General features: G+C 48.2%; 18 protein-coding genes. 14 read left to right on the top strand and 4 right to left on the bottom strand.

The genetic code is table 11. The features are described 5' to 3' along the window. Positions 1 to 3: 3 nt before the first annotated feature. Positions 4 to 903 carry an iron uptake system protein EfeO gene (gene efeO, locus KB186_RS11735; RefSeq protein WP_173611780.1) on the bottom strand — a complete coding sequence of 300 codons (900 nt, stop codon included), beginning with the start codon at positions 901 to 903 and terminating at the stop codon, positions 4 to 6. Positions 904 to 1,273: 370 nt separating this feature from the next. On the opposite strand from efeO, the gene KB186_RS11730 reads away from it, so the two are divergent. From KB186_RS11730 to KB186_RS11695, 8 genes are read left to right on the top strand one after another with little or no spacing between them, the layout of a single operon-like run. Continuing rightward, complete coding sequence (locus KB186_RS11730; RefSeq protein WP_221868735.1) at positions 1,274 to 2,062, top strand: HAD-IIA family hydrolase; 789 nt, start codon at positions 1,274 to 1,276, stop codon at positions 2,060 to 2,062. 21 nt (positions 2,063 to 2,083) lie between these two features. Beyond that, on the top strand, positions 2,084 to 4,168 hold the full coding sequence (locus KB186_RS11725) for a glycerophosphodiester phosphodiesterase family protein (RefSeq protein WP_232773658.1): 2,085 nt from the start codon (positions 2,084 to 2,086) through the stop codon (positions 4,166 to 4,168). Positions 4,169 to 4,227: 59 nt separating this feature from the next. Then, a complete protein-coding gene (locus KB186_RS11720) occupies positions 4,228 to 5,328 on the top strand; it encodes an ABC transporter ATP-binding protein (protein ID WP_232773657.1) in 1,101 nt (366 codons plus the stop codon). Positions 5,329 to 5,353: 25 nt separating this feature from the next. Continuing rightward, positions 5,354 to 6,670: an ABC transporter substrate-binding protein gene (locus KB186_RS11715; RefSeq protein ID WP_173611784.1), complete on the top strand. Its 1,317-nt coding sequence runs from the start codon at positions 5,354 to 5,356 to the stop codon at positions 6,668 to 6,670. 27 nt (positions 6,671 to 6,697) lie between these two features. After that, positions 6,698 to 7,585 (top strand): carbohydrate ABC transporter permease, encoded by an 888-nt coding sequence (locus KB186_RS11710; RefSeq protein WP_047070124.1) that lies wholly within the window; start codon positions 6,698 to 6,700, stop codon positions 7,583 to 7,585. 12 nt (positions 7,586 to 7,597) lie between these two features. Next, complete coding sequence (locus KB186_RS11705) at positions 7,598 to 8,401, top strand: carbohydrate ABC transporter permease (RefSeq protein WP_047070123.1); 804 nt, start codon at positions 7,598 to 7,600, stop codon at positions 8,399 to 8,401. An 18-nt stretch (positions 8,402 to 8,419) separates the two neighbouring features. Continuing rightward, the gene (locus KB186_RS11700) at positions 8,420 to 9,241 is read left to right on the top strand and encodes a sugar phosphate isomerase/epimerase family protein (RefSeq protein ID WP_232773656.1); all 822 of its coding nucleotides are present in this window, start codon (positions 8,420 to 8,422) and stop codon (positions 9,239 to 9,241) included. Position 9,242: 1 nt separating this feature from the next. After that, positions 9,243 to 9,809 (top strand): glycerol-3-phosphate responsive antiterminator, encoded by a 567-nt coding sequence (locus tag KB186_RS11695; protein ID WP_173626393.1) that lies wholly within the window; start codon positions 9,243 to 9,245, stop codon positions 9,807 to 9,809. A 121-nt stretch (positions 9,810 to 9,930) separates the two neighbouring features. On the opposite strand, the gene KB186_RS11690 is transcribed toward KB186_RS11695, so the two are convergent. Then, positions 9,931 to 10,791: an S-layer homology domain-containing protein gene (locus KB186_RS11690; RefSeq protein WP_232773655.1), complete on the bottom strand. Its 861-nt coding sequence runs from the start codon at positions 10,789 to 10,791 to the stop codon at positions 9,931 to 9,933. Between the two features lie 241 nt (positions 10,792 to 11,032). Between KB186_RS11690 and KB186_RS11685 the strand changes: the two genes are divergently transcribed. From KB186_RS11685 to KB186_RS11665, 5 genes are all read left to right on the top strand, one after another. Further along, a complete protein-coding gene (locus KB186_RS11685) occupies positions 11,033 to 12,130 on the top strand; it encodes a nitric oxide synthase oxygenase (RefSeq protein ID WP_173611788.1) in 1,098 nt (365 codons plus the stop codon). 100 nt (positions 12,131 to 12,230) lie between these two features. Continuing rightward, entirely contained in the window at positions 12,231 to 12,818 is a 588-nt protein-coding gene (locus tag KB186_RS11680; RefSeq protein WP_173611789.1) for an RNA polymerase sigma factor, read from the top strand. Then, positions 12,787 to 13,722: a hypothetical protein gene (locus KB186_RS11675; RefSeq protein WP_232773654.1), complete on the top strand. Its 936-nt coding sequence runs from the start codon at positions 12,787 to 12,789 to the stop codon at positions 13,720 to 13,722. The genes KB186_RS11680 and KB186_RS11675 overlap by 32 nt, the downstream gene beginning before the upstream one ends. 211 nt (positions 13,723 to 13,933) lie before the next feature. Further along, positions 13,934 to 14,338 carry a hypothetical protein gene (locus KB186_RS11670; protein WP_232773653.1) on the top strand — a complete coding sequence of 135 codons (405 nt, stop codon included), beginning with the start codon at positions 13,934 to 13,936 and terminating at the stop codon, positions 14,336 to 14,338. A 199-nt stretch (positions 14,339 to 14,537) separates the two neighbouring features. Beyond that, on the top strand, positions 14,538 to 15,458 hold the full coding sequence (locus KB186_RS11665; RefSeq protein ID WP_232773652.1) for an iron-hydroxamate ABC transporter substrate-binding protein: 921 nt from the start codon (positions 14,538 to 14,540) through the stop codon (positions 15,456 to 15,458). A 70-nt stretch (positions 15,459 to 15,528) separates the two neighbouring features. Here KB186_RS11665 and KB186_RS11660 read toward each other — a convergent pair whose 3' ends face one another. Beyond that, positions 15,529 to 17,151 (bottom strand): family 10 glycosylhydrolase, encoded by a 1,623-nt coding sequence (locus tag KB186_RS11660; protein WP_232773651.1) that lies wholly within the window; start codon positions 17,149 to 17,151, stop codon positions 15,529 to 15,531. A 240-nt stretch (positions 17,152 to 17,391) separates the two neighbouring features. On the opposite strand from KB186_RS11660, the gene KB186_RS11655 reads away from it, so the two are divergent. After that, a complete protein-coding gene (locus KB186_RS11655; protein ID WP_221868741.1) occupies positions 17,392 to 18,342 on the top strand; it encodes a lipase/acyltransferase domain-containing protein in 951 nt (316 codons plus the stop codon). Between the two features lie 55 nt (positions 18,343 to 18,397). Here the strand turns inward: KB186_RS11655 and KB186_RS11650 are convergent. Beyond that, on the bottom strand, positions 18,398 to 18,805 hold a 408-nt coding region (locus KB186_RS11650), incomplete at its 5' end, for an LPXTG cell wall anchor domain-containing protein (RefSeq protein ID WP_232773650.1).

The raw sequence follows: 18,805 nt of genomic DNA, 5'->3' as shown, positions 1-18,805 counted from the left end.
TTGTTAGCCTCCTACGATCTTACCCATTTTGGACAATGGCTCAGCCAATGCATCGAGGGACTGACTCAGCTTTTTCACTTGGTCTTCTTTCAATTCGGTGTACAGCACATAGCCGTCGCCTTTGCGGTACGGTGCGAGGGCTTTGTCCAAATCAGCAAAGCGAGTTTCAATTTCACTTGCAAGAGCAGAGTCTTTTGCCGTAACAGCAGGCTTCAATACTTTATAAATTTCGTGAGCGCCTTCCACGTTTGCAGCAAAGTCATACAAATCCGTGTGGGAATAGCGTTCTTCCTCACCAGTCACCTTGCTCGTCGATACCTCGTTCAAGAGTTCAACCGCACCCGTTACTAGCATAGGTACATCAATTTCGACGCTCTCAACCTTCACGCGGAGCTGCTTCACATCTTGCAGCAGTTGATCTGCCACTTTTCCTTGGTCAGCAACCGATTTGGTTTCCCAGAGTGCTTTCTCCAATTTGTGATAGCCGCGCCATTCGTTATCAGGCACATCGCCTTCGCGGGCATCGATCCACGGATCAAAGTCTCCGAGAGATTCAGCGATAGGCTCGATTTTCTCAAAGTAAGCACGGGCTGGAGCATATTCCTTTTTCGCTTTCTCCATATCGCCTGCTTTGACAGCGGTGGTGAAGCCTTCTGTTGCCTTTACGAATTGGTCAGTTTGGTCAACGACCCATTTTCGGTATTGATCAATAGAGGCTTGCAGCTCAGGAGAAGTAGCAGGAGCAGTGCTCGCTGTCGCGGACTGATCAGCAGCGGCAGGCTTGTCAGGCTGCGTAGCTTCCGGTTTTTTCTCTTCAGTTTGTGTTTGTGCGTTTCCGCAAGCAGCGAGTAAGGATGAGCCGAGAACAACTGCGGCGAGTGGATAACTCCATTTTTGAATCATGAAAAGACATCCCTTCATATGATATGAGTGTATAATTATATGATTATATTTCGATAATGAATATCATTATCATCCACAAAGAATTTTACTCTTTCTTAGACAGTTTGCAATCTTTTTTTGGCAACAATCACTTGGTTAGTTTTGGAGTTGTTCACATAAAACCAAAAGTAGCTCAACAATCCCTTAACAATGACCTGTTATGATCGAGCTATCACCCAAATGAATAACGTCTGTAAGTGGGTCGAGACGTGGAGAAAGCCCTCATACAGCAATAGATTTGAAGAAGACCGTTCGATCGGTTTGTTTCTTTGTGCTATTGCCGTGTATGAGGGCTTTTTGTGTTTTCGAATGAAAGGAGCGAGTAAGGGATTTGCTAGATACAGATAGGTACGATGCGTATTTTTTTGATTTGGATGGAACGATTTTTCTCGGGAATGAACTGCTTCCTGGAGTGGAAAAGACACTTGCCGAGCTGCGGGAGAAGCAGAAAAAAATCATGTTTTTGACCAATACGACGGTACAGACAAGAACAGCTTGTCAAACTCGCCTCCAGAATCTCGGATTGACTGCCCGGCAGGAAGAAATCATGACGGCTGCCTATGCAGCGGGATTGTATCTTCAAGAATTTGCGGAGCAAGCGCGTGTCCTGATCGTTGGGGAGCCCGCCTTGGAGGAAGAGATTGCGAGCTTTCATATAAAGCAGGTGCAAGATGCGGAGGAAGCTACGCATGTATTGGTTGGAATGGACCGTGGATTTACGTATGAAAAGCTGCAACAGGCTGCTGACGCTGTGCGAAAGGGAGCGCACCTGATCGTAGCGAACCCCGATCCGGTGTGTCCGGTGCCAGGGGGTGCCATTCCTGATACGTGGGCGTTGGCGAGAGCGATTGAAACGGCTGGTGGGGCCTCTGTCTGGGCGATGACTGGCAAGCCGTCCCGGTACTACGCCGAGCAGGTTTTTCAACAGCTTCAAGTACAGCCCGAAAAATGCGTCATGGTGGGTGACCGTTTGGAAACAGACATTTTATTGGGGAAAAACAGCGGCATGAAAACGGCGCTGGTCATGACAGGTGTGACGACCAGTCGCGAGCTGGAAGCCACAGAGATTCAGCCAGATTACATCCTTCCGACGATGGAAGCCATGGTGCAAGTCGAGTAGGAAAACGAGGAGGCATGGGAGATGGAGTTGGGAAAGAGCAGCAAAAAGTGGTTGTGGTCACTAATGGCAGCAAGTCTGGTGACAGGCAGTATTGCGCCTGTGATGGCGCAAAGCGCGGTGAGCAAAACCTTGCTCATCACCGAAGTTGTCAATGATCCCCTTTTTGATGAAAGCACAGGCGAATTTATCGAAATCACCAATATCTCCAACGACCCGATTGATTTGAGTGGATATATGATCGGCGATGAGGAAAAGCGTGGAGGAAATGAAGGGATGCATGCGTTTCCGGAAGGCACCATGATTGAGCCTTACCAGACGATTGTTATTTCCCGCTATGCCGACGGGATCGTGGAACGCCATGGCGTCACGCCCGATTTTGAATTGTTCGATTCCATGGAGGACGTCCCTGAACTGTTGCCGACAGATTGGGCGACAGGCAGCATTTATTTAGCCAATGGCGGCGACCACGTCATTCTGATGGACCCTGAGTACAATGTGGTGGATTCAATGGCTTATATGGATGCGAAGGTTCCGGGAGTCACCTCTCATCCGGGAGTCGCTGGGGGGCATTCAATGGAACGCCTGACGGAAAAGGATACAAATGATGCATCCAAAGATTTTGTCGATCAGCCCAAGCCGACCCCTGGTGAGCTGTTGTTTGGTCCGAATGCACAAAAAGACAAGATTCCGGTCTCTGATCTGAAAGACGACGTACTGATTGTCCCTGAGCCTAAGACGGGAATTGTGCTTCCGCCGACGGTGATTGCCATGTACGACAAGAAGTCCGAGATCGATGCGATTCTGGAAGCAGAGGTGTCTTCCGTTTTTATTCCGGTGAAAAAATCCGGGAAGAACGGAGTCGTCACACAAGACGGCACTCCTCTGGACGAGGTGCTGAACGAGATCAAGGGCAAAGCGATTCCGGTGATTCATATCGAGGACAAGAAACTGGTAGCGGAGGTCGATCGCCTGCTCCAGGAAGAGAACCTCACTGATGTGCACATTGTGTCTTCCCGACCGGAAATCGTTCAAGAGATGCGAGAAAAAAACAATGAATACCGTGGTGCCCTCGTGTATGTCGACGGCAAGCTGAACGAAAAGAAACAAAAAGAGCTCGTACGCTCGGCCAGAAGCAGTCGTTCCAATGTGATCGTTCTCTCGCAAACTGCGATGACGGAGGAGGTCATTCGCTACTTCCGCAATCGCGGGTTGTCCGTGTGGGGAATTGATCGGGCGAACAAGAGCCAAGCGAGCGAAATGATCGAGATGGGGGTGGCGGGAGTTGTCTCACACGATCCAAAGGAGGTACATGAGCTGCTCGCTGCGTACCCAGAGAAAAGTATCACGCAGCCTCCGATGGTCATGGCGCATCGAGGTATCCCTTCCTTAAAGCCGGAAAACACGATGTACGCCTTTGAAGAAGCAATGGAGCTGGGTGTAGAAATCATTGAGACAGACGTCCACAAAACAAAGGATGGCCACCTTGTCCTGATCCACGATTTTGATCTGGAGCGTACCACTAACGGGACAGGGAAGGTAAAGGATTTCACGCTAAAGGAACTGCGCGAATTGAACGCGAACAAGCTCGACCCGGCAAATCCTTCCTGGTATCAGCCTGAGATTACCGATGCTGTCATTCCTACCATGGATGAATTGTTGGAAGCGGCCAAGGGCAAAGCGGTGGTCATTTTGGAAGCAAAGGGGATCGGGTACGAAAAGGAAATGGCGAAGGTCATCAAGGAGCACGACATGGTGGAAGATGTGATTGTCAGCAGCTTTAGCTCAGAAGTGTTGGAGCGTTTCGCCAAGCTCAATCCAGAATTGGGACTGGGCTTTACCTTGAGCGGGACCAAGCCAAAGGAACAGCTGGAACAGTATGCCGAAAAGCAGATAACAGACGCGGTACAACTGAATGCCCAATACTTTATCAACCATCAGATTGTCACGCCAGAGCTGATCCGTTTCGCCAAGCATCGGGGAATCATTCTGACCGTGTATACCGTTAACGAGGAAGCAGATATGAAGCGGGCAACCGAGGCGGGAGTCGGCGGGATTATTACCGACTACGCACAAAAACTTTACAATACCCAAATATTACCTCAGTAAGCAATTGGTATAGTCGAGGGATACGTAAAAAAACAGCGAGAAATTCAGGGGGGAAAGTCGTGGCTGAAGTGGAATTGCGGCGCATTTCCAAGATGTATGGGGGCCAGAAGGTAGTCAATGAAGTGAGCGCTCGTATTCTGCCAGGAGAATTTTTCGTGCTGGTAGGACCTTCTGGTTGTGGGAAATCAACCACACTGCGCATGATTGCCGGGCTGGAGGAGATCAGCACGGGAGAGCTGTTGATTGGCGGCAAGCCGATGAACCAAGTCCCTCCGAGCGGGCGAAACATCTCCATGGTGTTTCAAAATTACGCACTTTATCCGCATTTGACGGTAAAGGATAATATTTTGTTTGGTTTGCAGGTTCGAAAGGTAGACAAAGCGGAGCAGAGCAAGCGGTTGGAGCGTGTAGCAGAGATGCTGGGCATCGCGCATCTTTTGCAACGCAAGCCGAAGGAATTATCCGGGGGACAACGACAGCGCGTTGCACTCGGACGGGCTATCGTCAGTCAGCACCCTATCTGCCTGATGGACGAGCCGTTATCCAATCTGGATGCCAAGCTGCGCGGGCACATGCGTACGGAAATCCGTCGCTTGCAGCAAGAGCTGGGTATCACGATGATTTACGTTACACACGATCAGGTGGAAGCGATGACGATGGCAGACCGCATGATGGTCCTGCGCGACGGAGAGGTTCAGCAAGTTGGAAAACCGCTCGACGTGTACAACCATCCAGCGAATTTATTCGTGGCGGAGTTTACGGGGGCACCCCCGATGAATACGGTACCTACCATTTGGCGGGCAGGAGATCAGGCAGGGATTGAGTTGGAAGGTCAGCATTTTTTGCCGCTTCCAATGTTTCACGGTATCAAGGACCAGACCCCGGTCGTTCTCGGTCTGCGTCCAGAGTCATTGCAGCCCGCCCTTGAAGGGCAATCTGTCGATGTTTCCTGCCAGTTCCCTGTCACTGTACAGGGAGTAGAGATACTCGGTTCTGAGACCATTGTGGAATTCACCGTGGGAGACAAGCTGTGGAAGGCCAAATGGAACGGGCAATGGCACTGCAAAAGAGGCGAAACCATGCATGTTCGTTTTGATCCAGCCCAGATGAACGTGTTTGATGCAGAAACCGGAAAAAATCTAGCGGTTACGACCAATTGAGAAAAGAAAAGGGAGAGGTACTGCGATGCGTAAAGTTGTCAAAAGCTTGTTTGCGGTCGTCATGAGTATGAGTCTGATCACGGGTTGCTCCAGTGGCAATTCTTCGTCCACGAACAACGCGGCGCAAGGAGCCAATTCGTCAGGCAAAACAGAGCTGTCCTTCTATTATCCGGTTGCGGTTGGCGGTCCTTTGACCAAGATCGTGGACGGCATGGCAGAGGAATTTAACAAAGAAAACCCGGATATCACAGTCAAGCCAGTCTATACGGGGAGCTATCAGGATACAACGACAAAAGTACAGGCGGCTGTACAAGGCAAAACTCCTCCCGACGTAGCGGTGATGCTCTCCACTGAGCTACATACGATGATGGACATGGACGCAATCCTGCCGTTGGACGACTTCATTGCCAAGGATGGCGGTAGCGAATACGTAAATGATTTCTTCCCGGGCTTCTTGGCGAATTCCCAGGTAGACGGCAAGACTTACAGCATTCCATTCCAACGCAGCACCATCGTGCTCTATTACAACAAGGACGCGTTCAAGGAAGTCGGCCTCGATCCGGAAAAACCGCCAACATCCTGGGATGAGCTGGTTTCGTACGCTACCAAATTGAAAAAGGACGGACGCTACGGCGTAGAGATTCCTTCCTCGAGCTTCACGTATTGGATGTTCCAAGCGCTGGCCCTGCAAAACGGCAAGAACTTGATGTCCGAAGATGGGAAAAAAGTGTTCTTGGATACGCCAGAAAATGTAGAAGCTCTGCAATTTTGGGTAGATTTGTCCAAAAAGCATCAAGTCATGCCTGAAGGCGTCAACGAGTGGGCGACTGTGCCTTCTGATTTCCTGGAAGGCAAAACGGCGATGATGTTCCATACGACAGGGAACCTGACGAACGTGAAGAAAAGCGCGAAGTTTGATTTTGGCGTAGCGTTTTTGCCAGCAAAAAAGAACTACGGCAGCCCGACAGGTGGCGGTAACTTCTACATGTTCAAAGGAACCGATGAAAAGAAACAGGAAGCAGCATGGAAGTTTATTCGCTTTATGACCGAGCCTAAGCGCGCTGCTCAGTGGAGTGTCGATACGGGTTATGTTGCGACACGCAAATCTGCTTACGAGGAAGAGACGATGAAGCAATACGTCAAAGACTTCCCTGCAGCAGCAGTGGCTCGCGACCAGCTGGAATACGGACATGCTGAGCTGTCTACACACAATAACGGCAAAGTGACAAAGCTCTTGAACGACACGCTGCAATCCGTGATCACGGGTCAATCCGAGCCTGCGGAAGCATTGAAAAAAGCGCAGGAAGAAGCGGACAAGATGCTGGCGCCGTTCAACAAATAAATCAAGCAAGGCAATGGGGGAGCGACAATGGGGGAACTACGCGCAAAATGGAAAGTGAACATGTACGCCTGGCTCTTGCTCCTTCCCTCCCTCATCTTCCTGCTGTTGTTTACCTTCTATCCGGTTATACAAACGTTCATACTCAGTTTTCATCAAGCGGATCTGGGTTCTCCAGAGCCGTTTTTTAACGGGATAGATAATTATAAACAAATGGTGGAAGATGAAGTGTTTTGGAAGGTGCTGACCAATAATATCTGGTTTGCTATCGGAACGGTGCCGACGAGTGTGGCTCTCGCGCTGGGTATGGCTCTGTTCGCCAACAAGGCATTACGAGGGAAGAGCTTTATCCGCACGGCTTATTTTTACCCGACAGTTGTTCCAATGATTGCCGTGGCGAACATCTGGCTGTTTATTTACACACCGGAGTACGGTGCGCTTAGTCATGTGATGGAGTGGTTCGGAAAAGGCGACATGAACTGGCTCGGCGATCAGAAAAATGTGATGTGGGCGATGATCTTCATGGTCATTTGGAAGGAAGCGGGCTATTTCATGATCTTCTATTTGGCAGGGCTGCAAAACATTTCACAGGAGCTATACGAATCCGCCTCCATGGAAGGGGCATCATCGTGGACGGTTTTTCGCCGCATCACCTTTCCGTTGCTTATGCCAACGACGATGTTTGTCAGTATTATCGCCTTCACCAACTCTTTCAAGCTGGTAGACCATTTGGTGATCATGACCAAAGGCGGGCCGGATAATGCCAGCAATCTCTTGCTTTACTACATATACGAGACGGCGTTTTCCTTCTGGGATCAAGGAATGGCCTCGGCATTGACGATTGTCATGGTCGTGCTGCTCTTGTTAGTTGCTGCTTTTCAGTTTTTTGGTATGGATAAAAAGATTCACTACAACTAAGGGGGATGGCAGATGCTTCGCAAAATCACAACGGTTGGAATGTACGGCTTGGCCGTTCTCTGGTTGTTTCCTTTGCTCTGGGCGGTCTGGACTTCCTTTCGCCCGAGGGAGCTGGCGACTTCGTGGTCGCTCAGTGCAGATTTTACACTCGATAACTTTGCGAAGGTGTGGGACGCAGCACCCTTTGACCAGTACTACATCAATACCTTTTTGATCGTGACCGGTATTTTGGTGGCGCAAATGATCACGGCTACACTGGCGGCCTATGCCTTTGCGAAGCTGCAATTTTGGGGAAAGGATGTGTTGTTTGTCCTGTTCCTGGTCCAACTGATGGTCCCGGCGGATATTTTGATTTTCCCCAACTACAACGTCCTGCGTGACTTGTCTTTGCTGGATACCAAAATCGGCATTATGCTGCCGTATTTCGCTTCGGCCTTCGGGGTCTTTCTGTTGCGACAGACCTTCAAGACAATCCCGCACGAGCTGGAGGAGGCGGCACGGATGGAAGGCTGCTCCTGGTTCCAGATTTTGTGGCGGGTGTATGTTCCGCTAGCGAAGCCGACCTACATTGCGTTTGGTTTGGTCTCGGTCAGCTACCATTGGAACAACTTCATGTGGCCGCTGATTATTACGAATTCCGTGGAAAATCGTCCGTTGACGGTCGGTCTGGCGATTTTTGCCCAATCGTTTGAGACGGGGGCGCAATGGGCCGAGGTAAGTGCAGCGACAGTCATGGTGATTTTTCCGTTGTTGCTGGCATTTTTGTTGTTCCAGCGGCAGTTTATCAACAGCTTCATCCACTCCGGCGTGAAATAAGAGGGAGGGTCATGAATCATGAGAGACAAGGGCTCGTTTTCCGTATCCACCTATGCCTTATTTGATCTGTCCTTGCGTGATGCGATTGTTCAGCTTTTGCAAAAAGACTGGAAGGGCATCGAGATTATGTGTGAAGAGAATCATGCCGACCTCTTAGACTGGTCCTGGGAGCAGTTGAAAGAGTTGAAGCAGCAGGGAAACGAGAGAGAGATTGCTTGGTCGATTCATGCGCCGATTAGCGGCTGCAATCTGGCGGCGGGCTCAGGACCAACCCGGGATCAAACGTTGGACACGATGAAGCGCTGCCTGGAGATTGCCAGCTTTCTCGACTGCACCCACGTCGTGATGCATGCGGGGGAAGTAGAAGATCGACTCGCGGAATCAGAGCGTGCTAGAGGTGTGGAAAATGTGAGTCAGGCAATCCACGTGTTGACCTCTGAGCTGTCCGCAGAGAGCAGAACCATACTGACGGTCGAGAATGTTCCCCCTTACCCAAAAGTGCTGGGGTGGAACGTTGAGGATCTCGTGCGTATATGCCAGCATGTCGATTCGTCTCGTGTGCGGATCGTGTATGACGTAGGCCATGCCCATTTGATTCGTCCGGGATATGCGATCGATGCATTGCAAAAGGTGCTCCCTTATTTATCCGCTCTGCACCTGAGTGATAACTTTGGCAAGCTCGACGATCATTTGGCAGTGGGGGAAGGAACGATCCCGTTCGAGCCTATCCTGTCACTTTTAAAAGACAACGGATTTGCGGGTCATTGGGTTGTAGAGACCAAGCAGCTTGCCTGCGCTGAGGCAAGTGTGGAACGGCTACTGAGGGTAGGAGGCAAATAACATGGACATGCAAACGATTTTGAAAACGAATCCGGTTATTGCGGCAACCGAACAGGATCGCTTGGGAGAGGCGATGGCGTCCAGAGCTTGTGCGATCCTGTTGATGTACGGAAAGCTGACCAAGCTGATGGAGGAAGCTGAAACCATCCGTCAGTCGAGCAAGCCGATTTTTTTGCACACAGACCTCATGAATGGCTTGTCCAATGACAAAGAGGCTTTTCGTTTCTTGTCCACCTATATCCAACCAACAGGCATTGTCACTACCAAAGGACCGATGATTCGCGCGGCCAAAAAGGAAGGGATGCTGACGATCCAGCGAGTCTTTTTGATCGATTCGACCTCTCTCACGACGACGATCAAAAACGTCTTGGAAAACCAGCCGGATGCGATTGAAATCATGCCGGGGATAGCGCCGTCTATTATTTCGTATATCAAGGAGCATTTGTCGCAGCCGATTATTTTGGGCGGGCTGATTTGGAATATGGAGCAGGTCAATGAAGCGTTGAAGGGTGGAGCAGATGCTGTTTCATTGAGTAAGTCGGAGATGTGGAATCATATGACGGTTTAGGAGAATGGGCAGGTGTGGAAGCACCTGTCTTTTTTTCATCTGCATAAAAACACCTCCATGCCAGTTGATGTACTGGAGGGGGCTGAGTAGGTGTTTTTATGGGAGTAACAAGTTTGTTCTTCTATTTGCTCGAGTATAGGTCTACATAGCCTGATTCCTTCATGCTCATATACATTCTGTACAAAATCGTTACTGCTTCTGCGCGGGTTAGCATTTCGTTAGGCTCAAACTCTCCATTCCATGCAGTCATGACCCCTTTTTGTTGCAAGAGGGCGATTTTGTAAGCTGTTTCTCCACTGTAGATGTCATAGAAGCGGTGTTCGTCTCCTTTTTTCAAGACAAGAAGGGGAAAGAGTGTGTTAGTCTGGTTTTTCCCATCTTCATAGGAGCGACCATCTGAGAGAAAATCATCTATGGATGATAAATCCGTATCGGAGGTAATGATGACTGGAATATCTCGCAAGGTAGAAGTGATCCCAAAGATAGAGGTGTCGTCTGTTTCGTCAAGCGCTTCAAGCCATAAAACAGGGAGGACGTTAACTGTACCGATGCGATTCAATTTGGAGTCTGGATAGAAGGTGTAACCTTCCGGTGAAGGAAAAACTACATTCCGCCAATTCCTCGTCACAATTGAACTAATCTCCTGATAGGCCCAGTGGTTTTTTGGTACATCAGCAAAGTGCGTAATATGATAATAATCCGAAACGTAAAAGTAACCATTCGGATCGAAAGGTCTGTAGCGATCAAACAGGCGATAGATCATCACCGTCATTTCAGCTTTGTCCACCCATCTTCCCGGCTGAAAGCTTCCATCGGGATAGCCGCTGACGACCCCCTTGTCTACCATGAAGGAGATAGCGTCCATTGCCCAGCCATATTGCTTGGGATCGACATCTTTAAATGCTGGTGCAGCCAGTGCTGCAGGTTGCTGAAAGGTCGTTAGTCCAATAATAAGTGCTAATAAGAGGATGAGGCGTTTCATATCCCTTCCTGCCTTTCTTTACCTACTTTGGGTAATCTTTATTTATTCATCGGCGAAAAGACCGTGACGTTACAACTTTTGAACTAGGAGAGCTTTTCCGTAAGTGTTTCTTACAGATATGTGTCCATATGCCTACATGATTGGTAATCAAGCATGAGTAATTTTATAATGTAGGTAACAAAATTCTACGATGAAGAAAATAACAGCGAAGTGACACCCTTCAGCGTGAAAAGAGGGTAATATGGAACCAATTCAATTGATGGAAGCGGCAGAGCAATTTATCCGGACATGCTATCGTGAACTGGACAAGACAACGGACGAAACCGAGCAACGACTGCAAGAAGTACGACAGCTGATTCATCAGCAGGGATACTATGAGCATACGGCCGAGGAGCTTCGTCATGGAGCAAAAATGGCCTGGCGCAATAGCAATCGATGTATTGGGCGATTCTTTTGGGAATCGTTAGTGGTGATAGATGAGCGGCATGTCGAAACAGAAGAAGAGATGGCGCAGGCCATGCTCCGCCACATCGACTTTGCCACCAATGGAGGGAAAATTCGCCCGACCATTACGGTATTTGCACCTGCTGTAGCAGGCAGACTCCCCATGCGCATCTGGAATGACCAACTGATTCGCTACGCGGGATACGAGACAGAGTACGGCGTATTGGGTGATCCAGTTTCGCTTTCGCTGACGAAGCTATGTGAGAGCTTGGGATGGCAAGGGAAAGGCACAAACTACGACGTTTTGCCGCTTGTCGTGCAAATTGGAGATCGGACGCCGCAGTTTTTTGAGATTCCTCAGGAGCTGGTCTTGGAGGTGCCGATCGTGCATCCCGATTTGCCGGGCTTTGCTGACTTGGAATTGCAATGGTACGGGGTTCCTATTGTTTCGAATATGCGCATGGAGATTGGCGGTATCGACTATTTGGCCGCGCCTTTTAACGGCTGGTACATGGGTACGGAGATCGGTGCGCGCAATTTTGCCGATCAAGAGCGATATAACATGCTGCCAAAGGTCGCAGAGGTCATGGGGCTTGATACGAGTAGGGAAGTGACGCTGTGGAGAGACAAAGCGCTTATCGAGCTGAACGTAGCCGTCCTGCATTCCTTCAAGGAAAAAGGAGTATCGATTGTCGATCACCATACAGCGAGCCAGCAATTCAAGCGATTTGAGGAAAGAGAAGAGAAATGTGGTCGAGCCGTTACTGGTGACTGGACATGGCTGGTTCCACCGATCTCCGGAACAGCTACACACATTTTTCACAGTCTGTACGACAACACAGTCCATACGCCGAATTTCTTTTACCAAGACAAGCCGGAGCTCGGCAAAAAATAAGGTCTTCCAATGTCGCGAACATGCTTCGCGGCATTTTTTTGCGTGCGATGTCACATACAGGGTGTTATGGTGCGTTATACCAGTTGAAAGGAGGGAGAGAGTGGACACGAAACAGATAGAAGAACTCGTGGATGAGATCATTCAGGGAGCGGATGACCGCTACGCTATCATTATGAAAAGCTACCAAACCCCGATATTTCACTACTGCTATCACATCTTGGGGAATCGATGCGAAGCGGAAGATGCCGCACAGGAGGTCTTCTTCAAGGCTTATCGCAATTTGAAAAAATACAGTCCAATTATGCCGTTCGCAGCTTGGCTTTATAAAATTGCCTATCACCACTGCATCGATCTCATCAGAAAAAGGAAATGGACAAAGTTGTTGCCATTTTTGATGCAGGACAAAGAGTCTCAATCAGACATCGAGCTGCATATTGAAAATGTTTATTTTAGTGAGGATGTATTTCTTGCCATGCAGACACTCTCGGTAGAGGAAAGAACGCTTCTCTTGCTGCGAGGCGTGGAAGAAAAGACGTACGAGGAAATTTCCTTGATCATGAACAAAAACGCTGCGAGTCTGCGCAAAAAATTCGAGCGTACGGCATCGAAGTTCCGATCCGCTTATTCTCCTTTAGGGAAGGGAGGGTCAGCTCACGATGAGTCGAAACAAATCGCACGAGAGTATTAAGGACCTGTTCAACGACCCGCGTATCCCGCGGGAGATTGATATTAGCCATCAAGTAATGGCAAAAATCAAACGAGAGAAGGAGAGATTTTTTGTGAAGTACAAGGTGAGCATATTAGTTGCCATTGGTTTGATCGCAAGTATTTCATCGGGTTATGCTGCTGTCCAGTTCTATCAGTTGAAGGATGAAAAAGGCGAAGTTATTTATCAGCAGAAAGATATCTCCCAAATCCCGGGGGAACCGAAAATTGTAAAAGAATTAGACCCTGAAACAAAGAAATATCAAGATAAACGTTCAGAAATTACTAGAAGCATGGAGCCTGGAACTGCTGCAGCCGTTTATATCGCCGACCACAATCCCAAAAAAGCGGTTGCAACACTCTATAAAGCATTTGAATTTGCCAATTTGGCCGATCTACGCAAGAAAGTGGGAGATCATATATTTGTGCCTGAGACATTGCCAGGGGGTTATTCCTTTGAAGATGCCAACCTCACATTTGACATCAAGAGAGAGTATGACAAGGAAGCTTTGTACAAAAAGGCAGAGCAAGAGAAGAAAGAATATGTTATTCAGCCATTGGAATGGACAAATGAGCTAGATACGCTATATGCGACATATAGGTCTGGGAAAAGCTATTTAAATTTGAACATCTCCAATTATGAAGATGTAGAAGACAGTACCACTTATGTGATAAATCAGGATGAACAGCAAAAAGAGGTAGTTAAAGTAGGACAAATCGAAGTGCTGTATACAGAAGAAGCTAGTAAAGACGGGGTTGAAAAGAACATCGTTTGGGTGATGGAGTACGCTGGCAAGAAGATGCAGTACGAAGTAGTCGCTACTGGGGATGTATTGACCAAAGGAAACATCAGCGAGTTTGTAAATGCCATGATGCCGAAAAAATAAAGCTATCAATGTCGCGAACATGCTTCGCGGCATTTTTTTGTGACGGGTTGTAAATGGTATCTCGGAGAACGAGTGATGCACGATGAATTAAGGAAAATTTTAGCTTTACCCCACAATTTTTTTTAACATTTCCTCTTACCCTAGATTTAGCAAGTAAGAGAGTAAGAGATTTACTTGCAAACAAAAAAGGAAATAAAAAGGAGCGAGACCAATGAAAAAGAAATGGATGACGACTGCATCAGCTTTGTTACTTACTGGGGTGATTGGGACTGTTATACCGTATGCAACCACAACGGCAGATGCAAAAGCAAACGTAGAGGAAAAAAGTAACCTAGACCTCAGAATTTCATTCGTTTTTTCTGAGGATGGCCAGGGAGTAACCATTAAAGACAGTAAATTAGGTGATTTCAAGGCTACGGTTAAGGATCTCTCCGAGAAGTTAGGTATCAAGGCAGACGATCTTAATCTATCTTCACATATCATTGAAATGAAACCAAATGCGACAGGCAGCAAGATTATTGTCAAAGAAACTTCCTTTAAAGGTGAAGTGAAAGAGTATGAGACTAGCGATAATGATGTCCTCATGCTGTTCGGTCTCCACAAAGTAACCAAATAAGTCGGTAAGGTAACTGCGGCACAACTCACCATTCAAAGTCTCAACTCCCCTTATGTAAATATAAGGGCCCTCTCCCCCAAAAAATAAACATAGCTACCAATGTCGCGAACTGCTTCGCGGCATTTTTTTGATGGATTGTAAAAAGGGTATCTCGAAGAACGAAAAAGATGGGCATTAGCAAGCTCTTTATGCCCTTATTATGGTCATGATCAGCATGTTATCGGCCTGCGGACAGACACCAGCCAATCCAACTGCTCAACCTGCGCAAGAAAAGTCAGGTAACGAGAATAACAATGAATATATCACCTACGAGGCGTTTAATGGCACAGTGAGAATTCCTAAGGACCCAAAACGGGCTGTGATACTTGCGGACAGCTATGTTGGACATTTTCTGACGCTGGGGATCAAGCCTATCGGTATCACGGACCATGCTATGGGAAACCGGTATTTTAAAGGGAAGCTGGGCGGTATCGAAAGCGTGGGCGACGGAACATCGGTAGAAAAAGTACTGACGATAAATCCTGATTTACTAATTGTGTTTGAAGGGGATAAAAATATCGAGCAGTTCACCAAAATAGCTCCAACGGTAGTGATTCAATACGGTAAGAAGCCAATCCGCGAAGAACTGCGGGAGTTTGGCAAAATGACAGGAAGAGAAGACAAGGCAAATGAGTGGATTGCTAAATGGGACAAGAAAATAGGTGAGGCAAAACCTAAGGTGCAAGCAGCGGTAGGAGATAAAACCGTTTCGATTCTGCAGCCATACGCCAAGGGGATTTATGCGTTTGGGCACAACTTCGGAAGGGGTGGAGACATCATTTACGGGGAGTTCCAGTTGAAGGCTCCAAATGCTATACAAAAAGAAGCCATTGATAGCAATACTGGCTGGGCGGGGGTCTCGCTTGAAACACTGCCGGACTTTGCAGGAGACTACATTTTTACCAGTGCATGGTCCAGAGATGACGCCAATCCGGAGGATGTCTATAGTACAAACGTTTGGAAGGGCTTGTCGGCAGTAAAAAATAACAAGGTTTTTCAGATTGATCAGAAAGGCTCCTATTTTAATGACCCGATCTCCCTGGAAGCGCAACTCGAGTTCATAGTAGAAAAACTAACGTAGAAGCAAAAACCCCCGAAACACATGTAGCAACTATGCTCTGCTACGAGTATTCGGGGGTTTTGCTATTTATTTAGCGGTTGTAATAACTGCTAAGAGCTGGGAGCAGACCTAATGGATTTTTTCGCAAGTCCTTGGCACTAAAGAAAATGCTGCCTTGAACCTGAGGAACCATCGCGTTGTAATTCAACTGGTTGATAATCTCTTGGGCACTTTGCCAGCCAGCCTCAGCCGTTCCCAGCTTGTAAGGGGAGTGACCGATGTAGAGCTTGACGTTCGTGCCTTGTACTTCGTTTGCCCACCAAGTGACGAGCTTGTCGTATTGGGCAGGGGCGAAGGAAAAGCTCCAATAAATTTGCGGAGTCACATAATCAATCCATCCTTGTTGAATCCACGTACGCACATCGGCAAACATGTGGTCATAAGCAGTAACGCCAGCTTTTGTATCCGAGCCAGTCGGATCGACGTTGCTGTTGCGCCATACACCGAATGGACTGATCCCGAACTGAACGTGAGGCTTGACGCTCTTGATGGACTGATTCAATTGTTGAACAAACTGATTGATATTATCGCGGCGCCAGTCTGCTTTGGACACGATTTTTTTGCTGTTAAAAGCCTTGAATGCTGCATCGTCTGCAAAGGCGACATTGGAAGGATAGAAATAATCATCCAGATGGACACCATCGATGTCGTAGCGCTGCACGACTTCCATTACTTCATTGATAATTTGCTGACGTGCCGCCGGAACACCCGGATTGATGTACAGCTTTTTGTTGGCATTCACAATCCAGTCAGGGTGCTGCTTGATCACGTGATTCGCTGGCAATTGGTCTGTTTTTGCATCTGTAGTGGCACGGAACGGGTTGAACCAAGCATGGAATTGCATCCCGCGTCTATGCGTTTCTTCTACCATAAAAGCAAGGGGGTCGTATCCAGGATCTTTCCCTGGAGTTCCCGTCAAGAATCTCGACCATGGTGTGAGCGTAGAAGGATACAAAGCATCTCCAGATGGGCGAACTTGCACGAAAGCAGCGTTCATTCCCATCGCTTGTAGCTCATCGAGCAGCTGTATGTATTCTTGTTGTTGCTTTGCTGGGTTTCCGTAAGAACCAGAAGAAGGCCAGTCCAAGTTGTAGACCGTAGATATCCATACCCCGCGCAAATCTCCGTTTGTCACCACAGGTGTGCCTGGTTCCATACCGCCAGTCTCACTCAATACATCCTGTGGCGGCGGCGTCATGGTAGCGACGTTTCCGCTTTGCAGGCGAATGGTTCTTGTTTTGTCTTCCCATTTTACCGTAAGGCCCAACTGCTCAGAGACAAAACGCAGCGGAACCATAATTCTTCCTTGTTTGTTCTGAACAGAAGCATCGAGTGGGACGCTATTGTTGTTCACGAGAGCGTTCTTTTGATTAACCGTCAGCGACAACAAGGTATCTTGCTTACTGATCGTTGCGGTTTGAGACTTTGGCTCCCAATTTACTTCGGCTCCCAGATTTTCACCGATCACCCGCATTGGGACCATCGTTACGTCTGCTTTTGGAACAATGTACGGAGCGACGTCACTTTTGATTTGTTGCCCGTCCAAATAGATGCTGATGCCAGAGGGTGTCTGCGCGGCCTGCACGGATATCCCCATCGTTGGAATACATAGTACGAACATTAGCAAAAGCATAAACCACTTGCGTACCTTCATTTTTGCCAATCCTCCGACAAGTATAGATTTGCTTAATACATTAGCCAATTCGTTAGACGCTTTATTATATCGCTTTGTTACGCTCAAGTGGGAAGATTATTGTAACGATTCGCCCCATTGTGGCAAAAAATGACGGAACTGATGAAGAAAGGGAACCTCCCAAGCTTATCTGACATAGGCAAAAGCATATGTTGTTTTCCTTCGAGTCATGGGACAAAAGTGAGGGAGAGGAGTGCAAGCATGAGTTCATTTCTTGCGCAGAAGGCACCGATTGTTTTTGTTCCGGGGCTGTTTGGGTCGATGAGTGAGCGAATTATTCCGGGTACTGGTGACTGGGGCTTCGGGTTTGCCCGAACGGCTTATGAGCCATTTATCCGTTTGCTTGGAAAAATGGGTTACCCCCTCAATGAACAATTGTTTGTAGCCTTTTATGATTGGCGAAGGCAGATCGATATTTCCGCCGAGCGCTTTTTGCTGCCTGTTATCGAGCGAGCGAAGCAAACGACAGGCTCCCCTTGTGTTAATCTCATTTGCCATAGCATGGGGGGCCTTGTTGCTAGAGCGTATGTCCAGAGCGAATTTTATCAAAACGATGTGGATCAGTTGCTCATTTTTGCGACTCCCAACGCAGGATCGCCTGTCGCCTACAGCTATTGGGCAGGAGGGAAGCTGCCCCGCTCTGTTTCTGCCAAAAGAAATGTCGTGGAACTATACATGAATGTATATCTGGCCTATATGGAGCAAAGCATCCCTTTTCATCGTATACAAGCTATTCACAGACACTTCCCCAGTCTCCTTGACCTTACCCCGTCAGCAGCATACGGTGATTATTTGCTGGAGAAAAACCAGGGGGTAGAAGCCTTCGTACCTTATGGGCAAATGGTCGTGAAAAATCAATACATGGACTACTTGAACGCAACGATGGGGATTATCGCAGCCCGCAATATTCGCGTCACGCTGGTAGCTGGCATCGGACATGAAACGATTCATTACCTGCGAACGGTCCCTTCGCTGTCTCCCGATAAATGGGTCGATGGAAGAGTAGTGGGCTCGATCAATAGTGACGCTGGGGATGGGAATGTCATGGCAAGGAGCGTATTCGCGCTGGAAGGTGAGCGTTATTACGTAGAGGCGACACATCTGGAGATTTTATATAAAAGTGAACCGCTTCTCCGCCAATTGCTAGAGTAGGGAGAAAAAAGAGGACCAAGCCAGGGAGATCTCTGGGCTTGGTCCTTTAGATGAGCTACGCTTTTTTGCTTCTGCGATACATGATCGAAATACCGATCAAGATCGAAACGATACCCGCAACGATAGGGAGTGGGTTAGCCTGTTCTCCAGTCTGCGGCAATACTTTGCCTGTTGATGGAGATTCGTTGCTGGTTTCCAAGACGTTGGAGTTATTGGCAGCTCCCGAATCGTTTGGTTTGGTCGTATTTTCTGTTTCATTCAGCTCTTCTGAAGTGTTGGGGTTCGTGGTGTTGTTGTTTGCATCAGGAGTGCCCGGTTGATTCGAGTTCCCAGGTTGGTCTGGGGTTCCAGGTTGGTTTGGGTTTCCAGGTTGGTCTGGGTTTCCAGGTTGGTTTGGGTTTCCAGGTTGGTCTGGGTTTCCAGGTTGGTCTGGGTTTCCAGGTTGGTCTGGGTTTCCAGGTTG

Source organism: Brevibacillus sp. AF8, assembly GCF_021270385.1.
Lineage (GTDB): Bacteria > Bacillota > Bacilli > Brevibacillales > Brevibacillaceae > Brevibacillus.
The sequence above is the reverse complement of the archived record's forward strand: the minus strand, read 5'-3'. Positions and strand labels throughout refer to the sequence as shown.

Coding starts and splice junctions, on each gene's coding strand:
- efeO (WP_173611780.1), bottom strand. CDS start 903: ATGATTCAAAAATGGAGTTATCCACTCGCCGCAGTTGTTCTCGGCTCA.
- KB186_RS11725 (WP_232773658.1), top strand. CDS start 2,084: ATGGAGTTGGGAAAGAGCAGCAAAAAGTGGTTGTGGTCACTAATGGCA.
- KB186_RS11715 (WP_173611784.1), top strand. CDS start 5,354: ATGCGTAAAGTTGTCAAAAGCTTGTTTGCGGTCGTCATGAGTATGAGT.
- KB186_RS11710 (WP_047070124.1), top strand. CDS start 6,698: ATGGGGGAACTACGCGCAAAATGGAAAGTGAACATGTACGCCTGGCTC.
- KB186_RS11705 (WP_047070123.1), top strand. CDS start 7,598: ATGCTTCGCAAAATCACAACGGTTGGAATGTACGGCTTGGCCGTTCTC.
- KB186_RS11700 (WP_232773656.1), top strand. CDS start 8,420: ATGAGAGACAAGGGCTCGTTTTCCGTATCCACCTATGCCTTATTTGAT.
- KB186_RS11695 (WP_173626393.1), top strand. CDS start 9,243: ATGGACATGCAAACGATTTTGAAAACGAATCCGGTTATTGCGGCAACC.
- KB186_RS11690 (WP_232773655.1), bottom strand. CDS start 10,791: ATGAAACGCCTCATCCTCTTATTAGCACTTATTATTGGACTAACGACC.
- KB186_RS11685 (WP_173611788.1), top strand. CDS start 11,033: ATGGAACCAATTCAATTGATGGAAGCGGCAGAGCAATTTATCCGGACA.
- KB186_RS11675 (WP_232773654.1), top strand. CDS start 12,787: ATGAGTCGAAACAAATCGCACGAGAGTATTAAGGACCTGTTCAACGAC.
- KB186_RS11670 (WP_232773653.1), top strand. CDS start 13,934: ATGAAAAAGAAATGGATGACGACTGCATCAGCTTTGTTACTTACTGGG.
- KB186_RS11665 (WP_232773652.1), top strand. CDS start 14,538: ATGGTCATGATCAGCATGTTATCGGCCTGCGGACAGACACCAGCCAAT.
- KB186_RS11660 (WP_232773651.1), bottom strand. CDS start 17,151: ATGAAGGTACGCAAGTGGTTTATGCTTTTGCTAATGTTCGTACTATGT.
- KB186_RS11655 (WP_221868741.1), top strand. CDS start 17,392: ATGAGTTCATTTCTTGCGCAGAAGGCACCGATTGTTTTTGTTCCGGGG.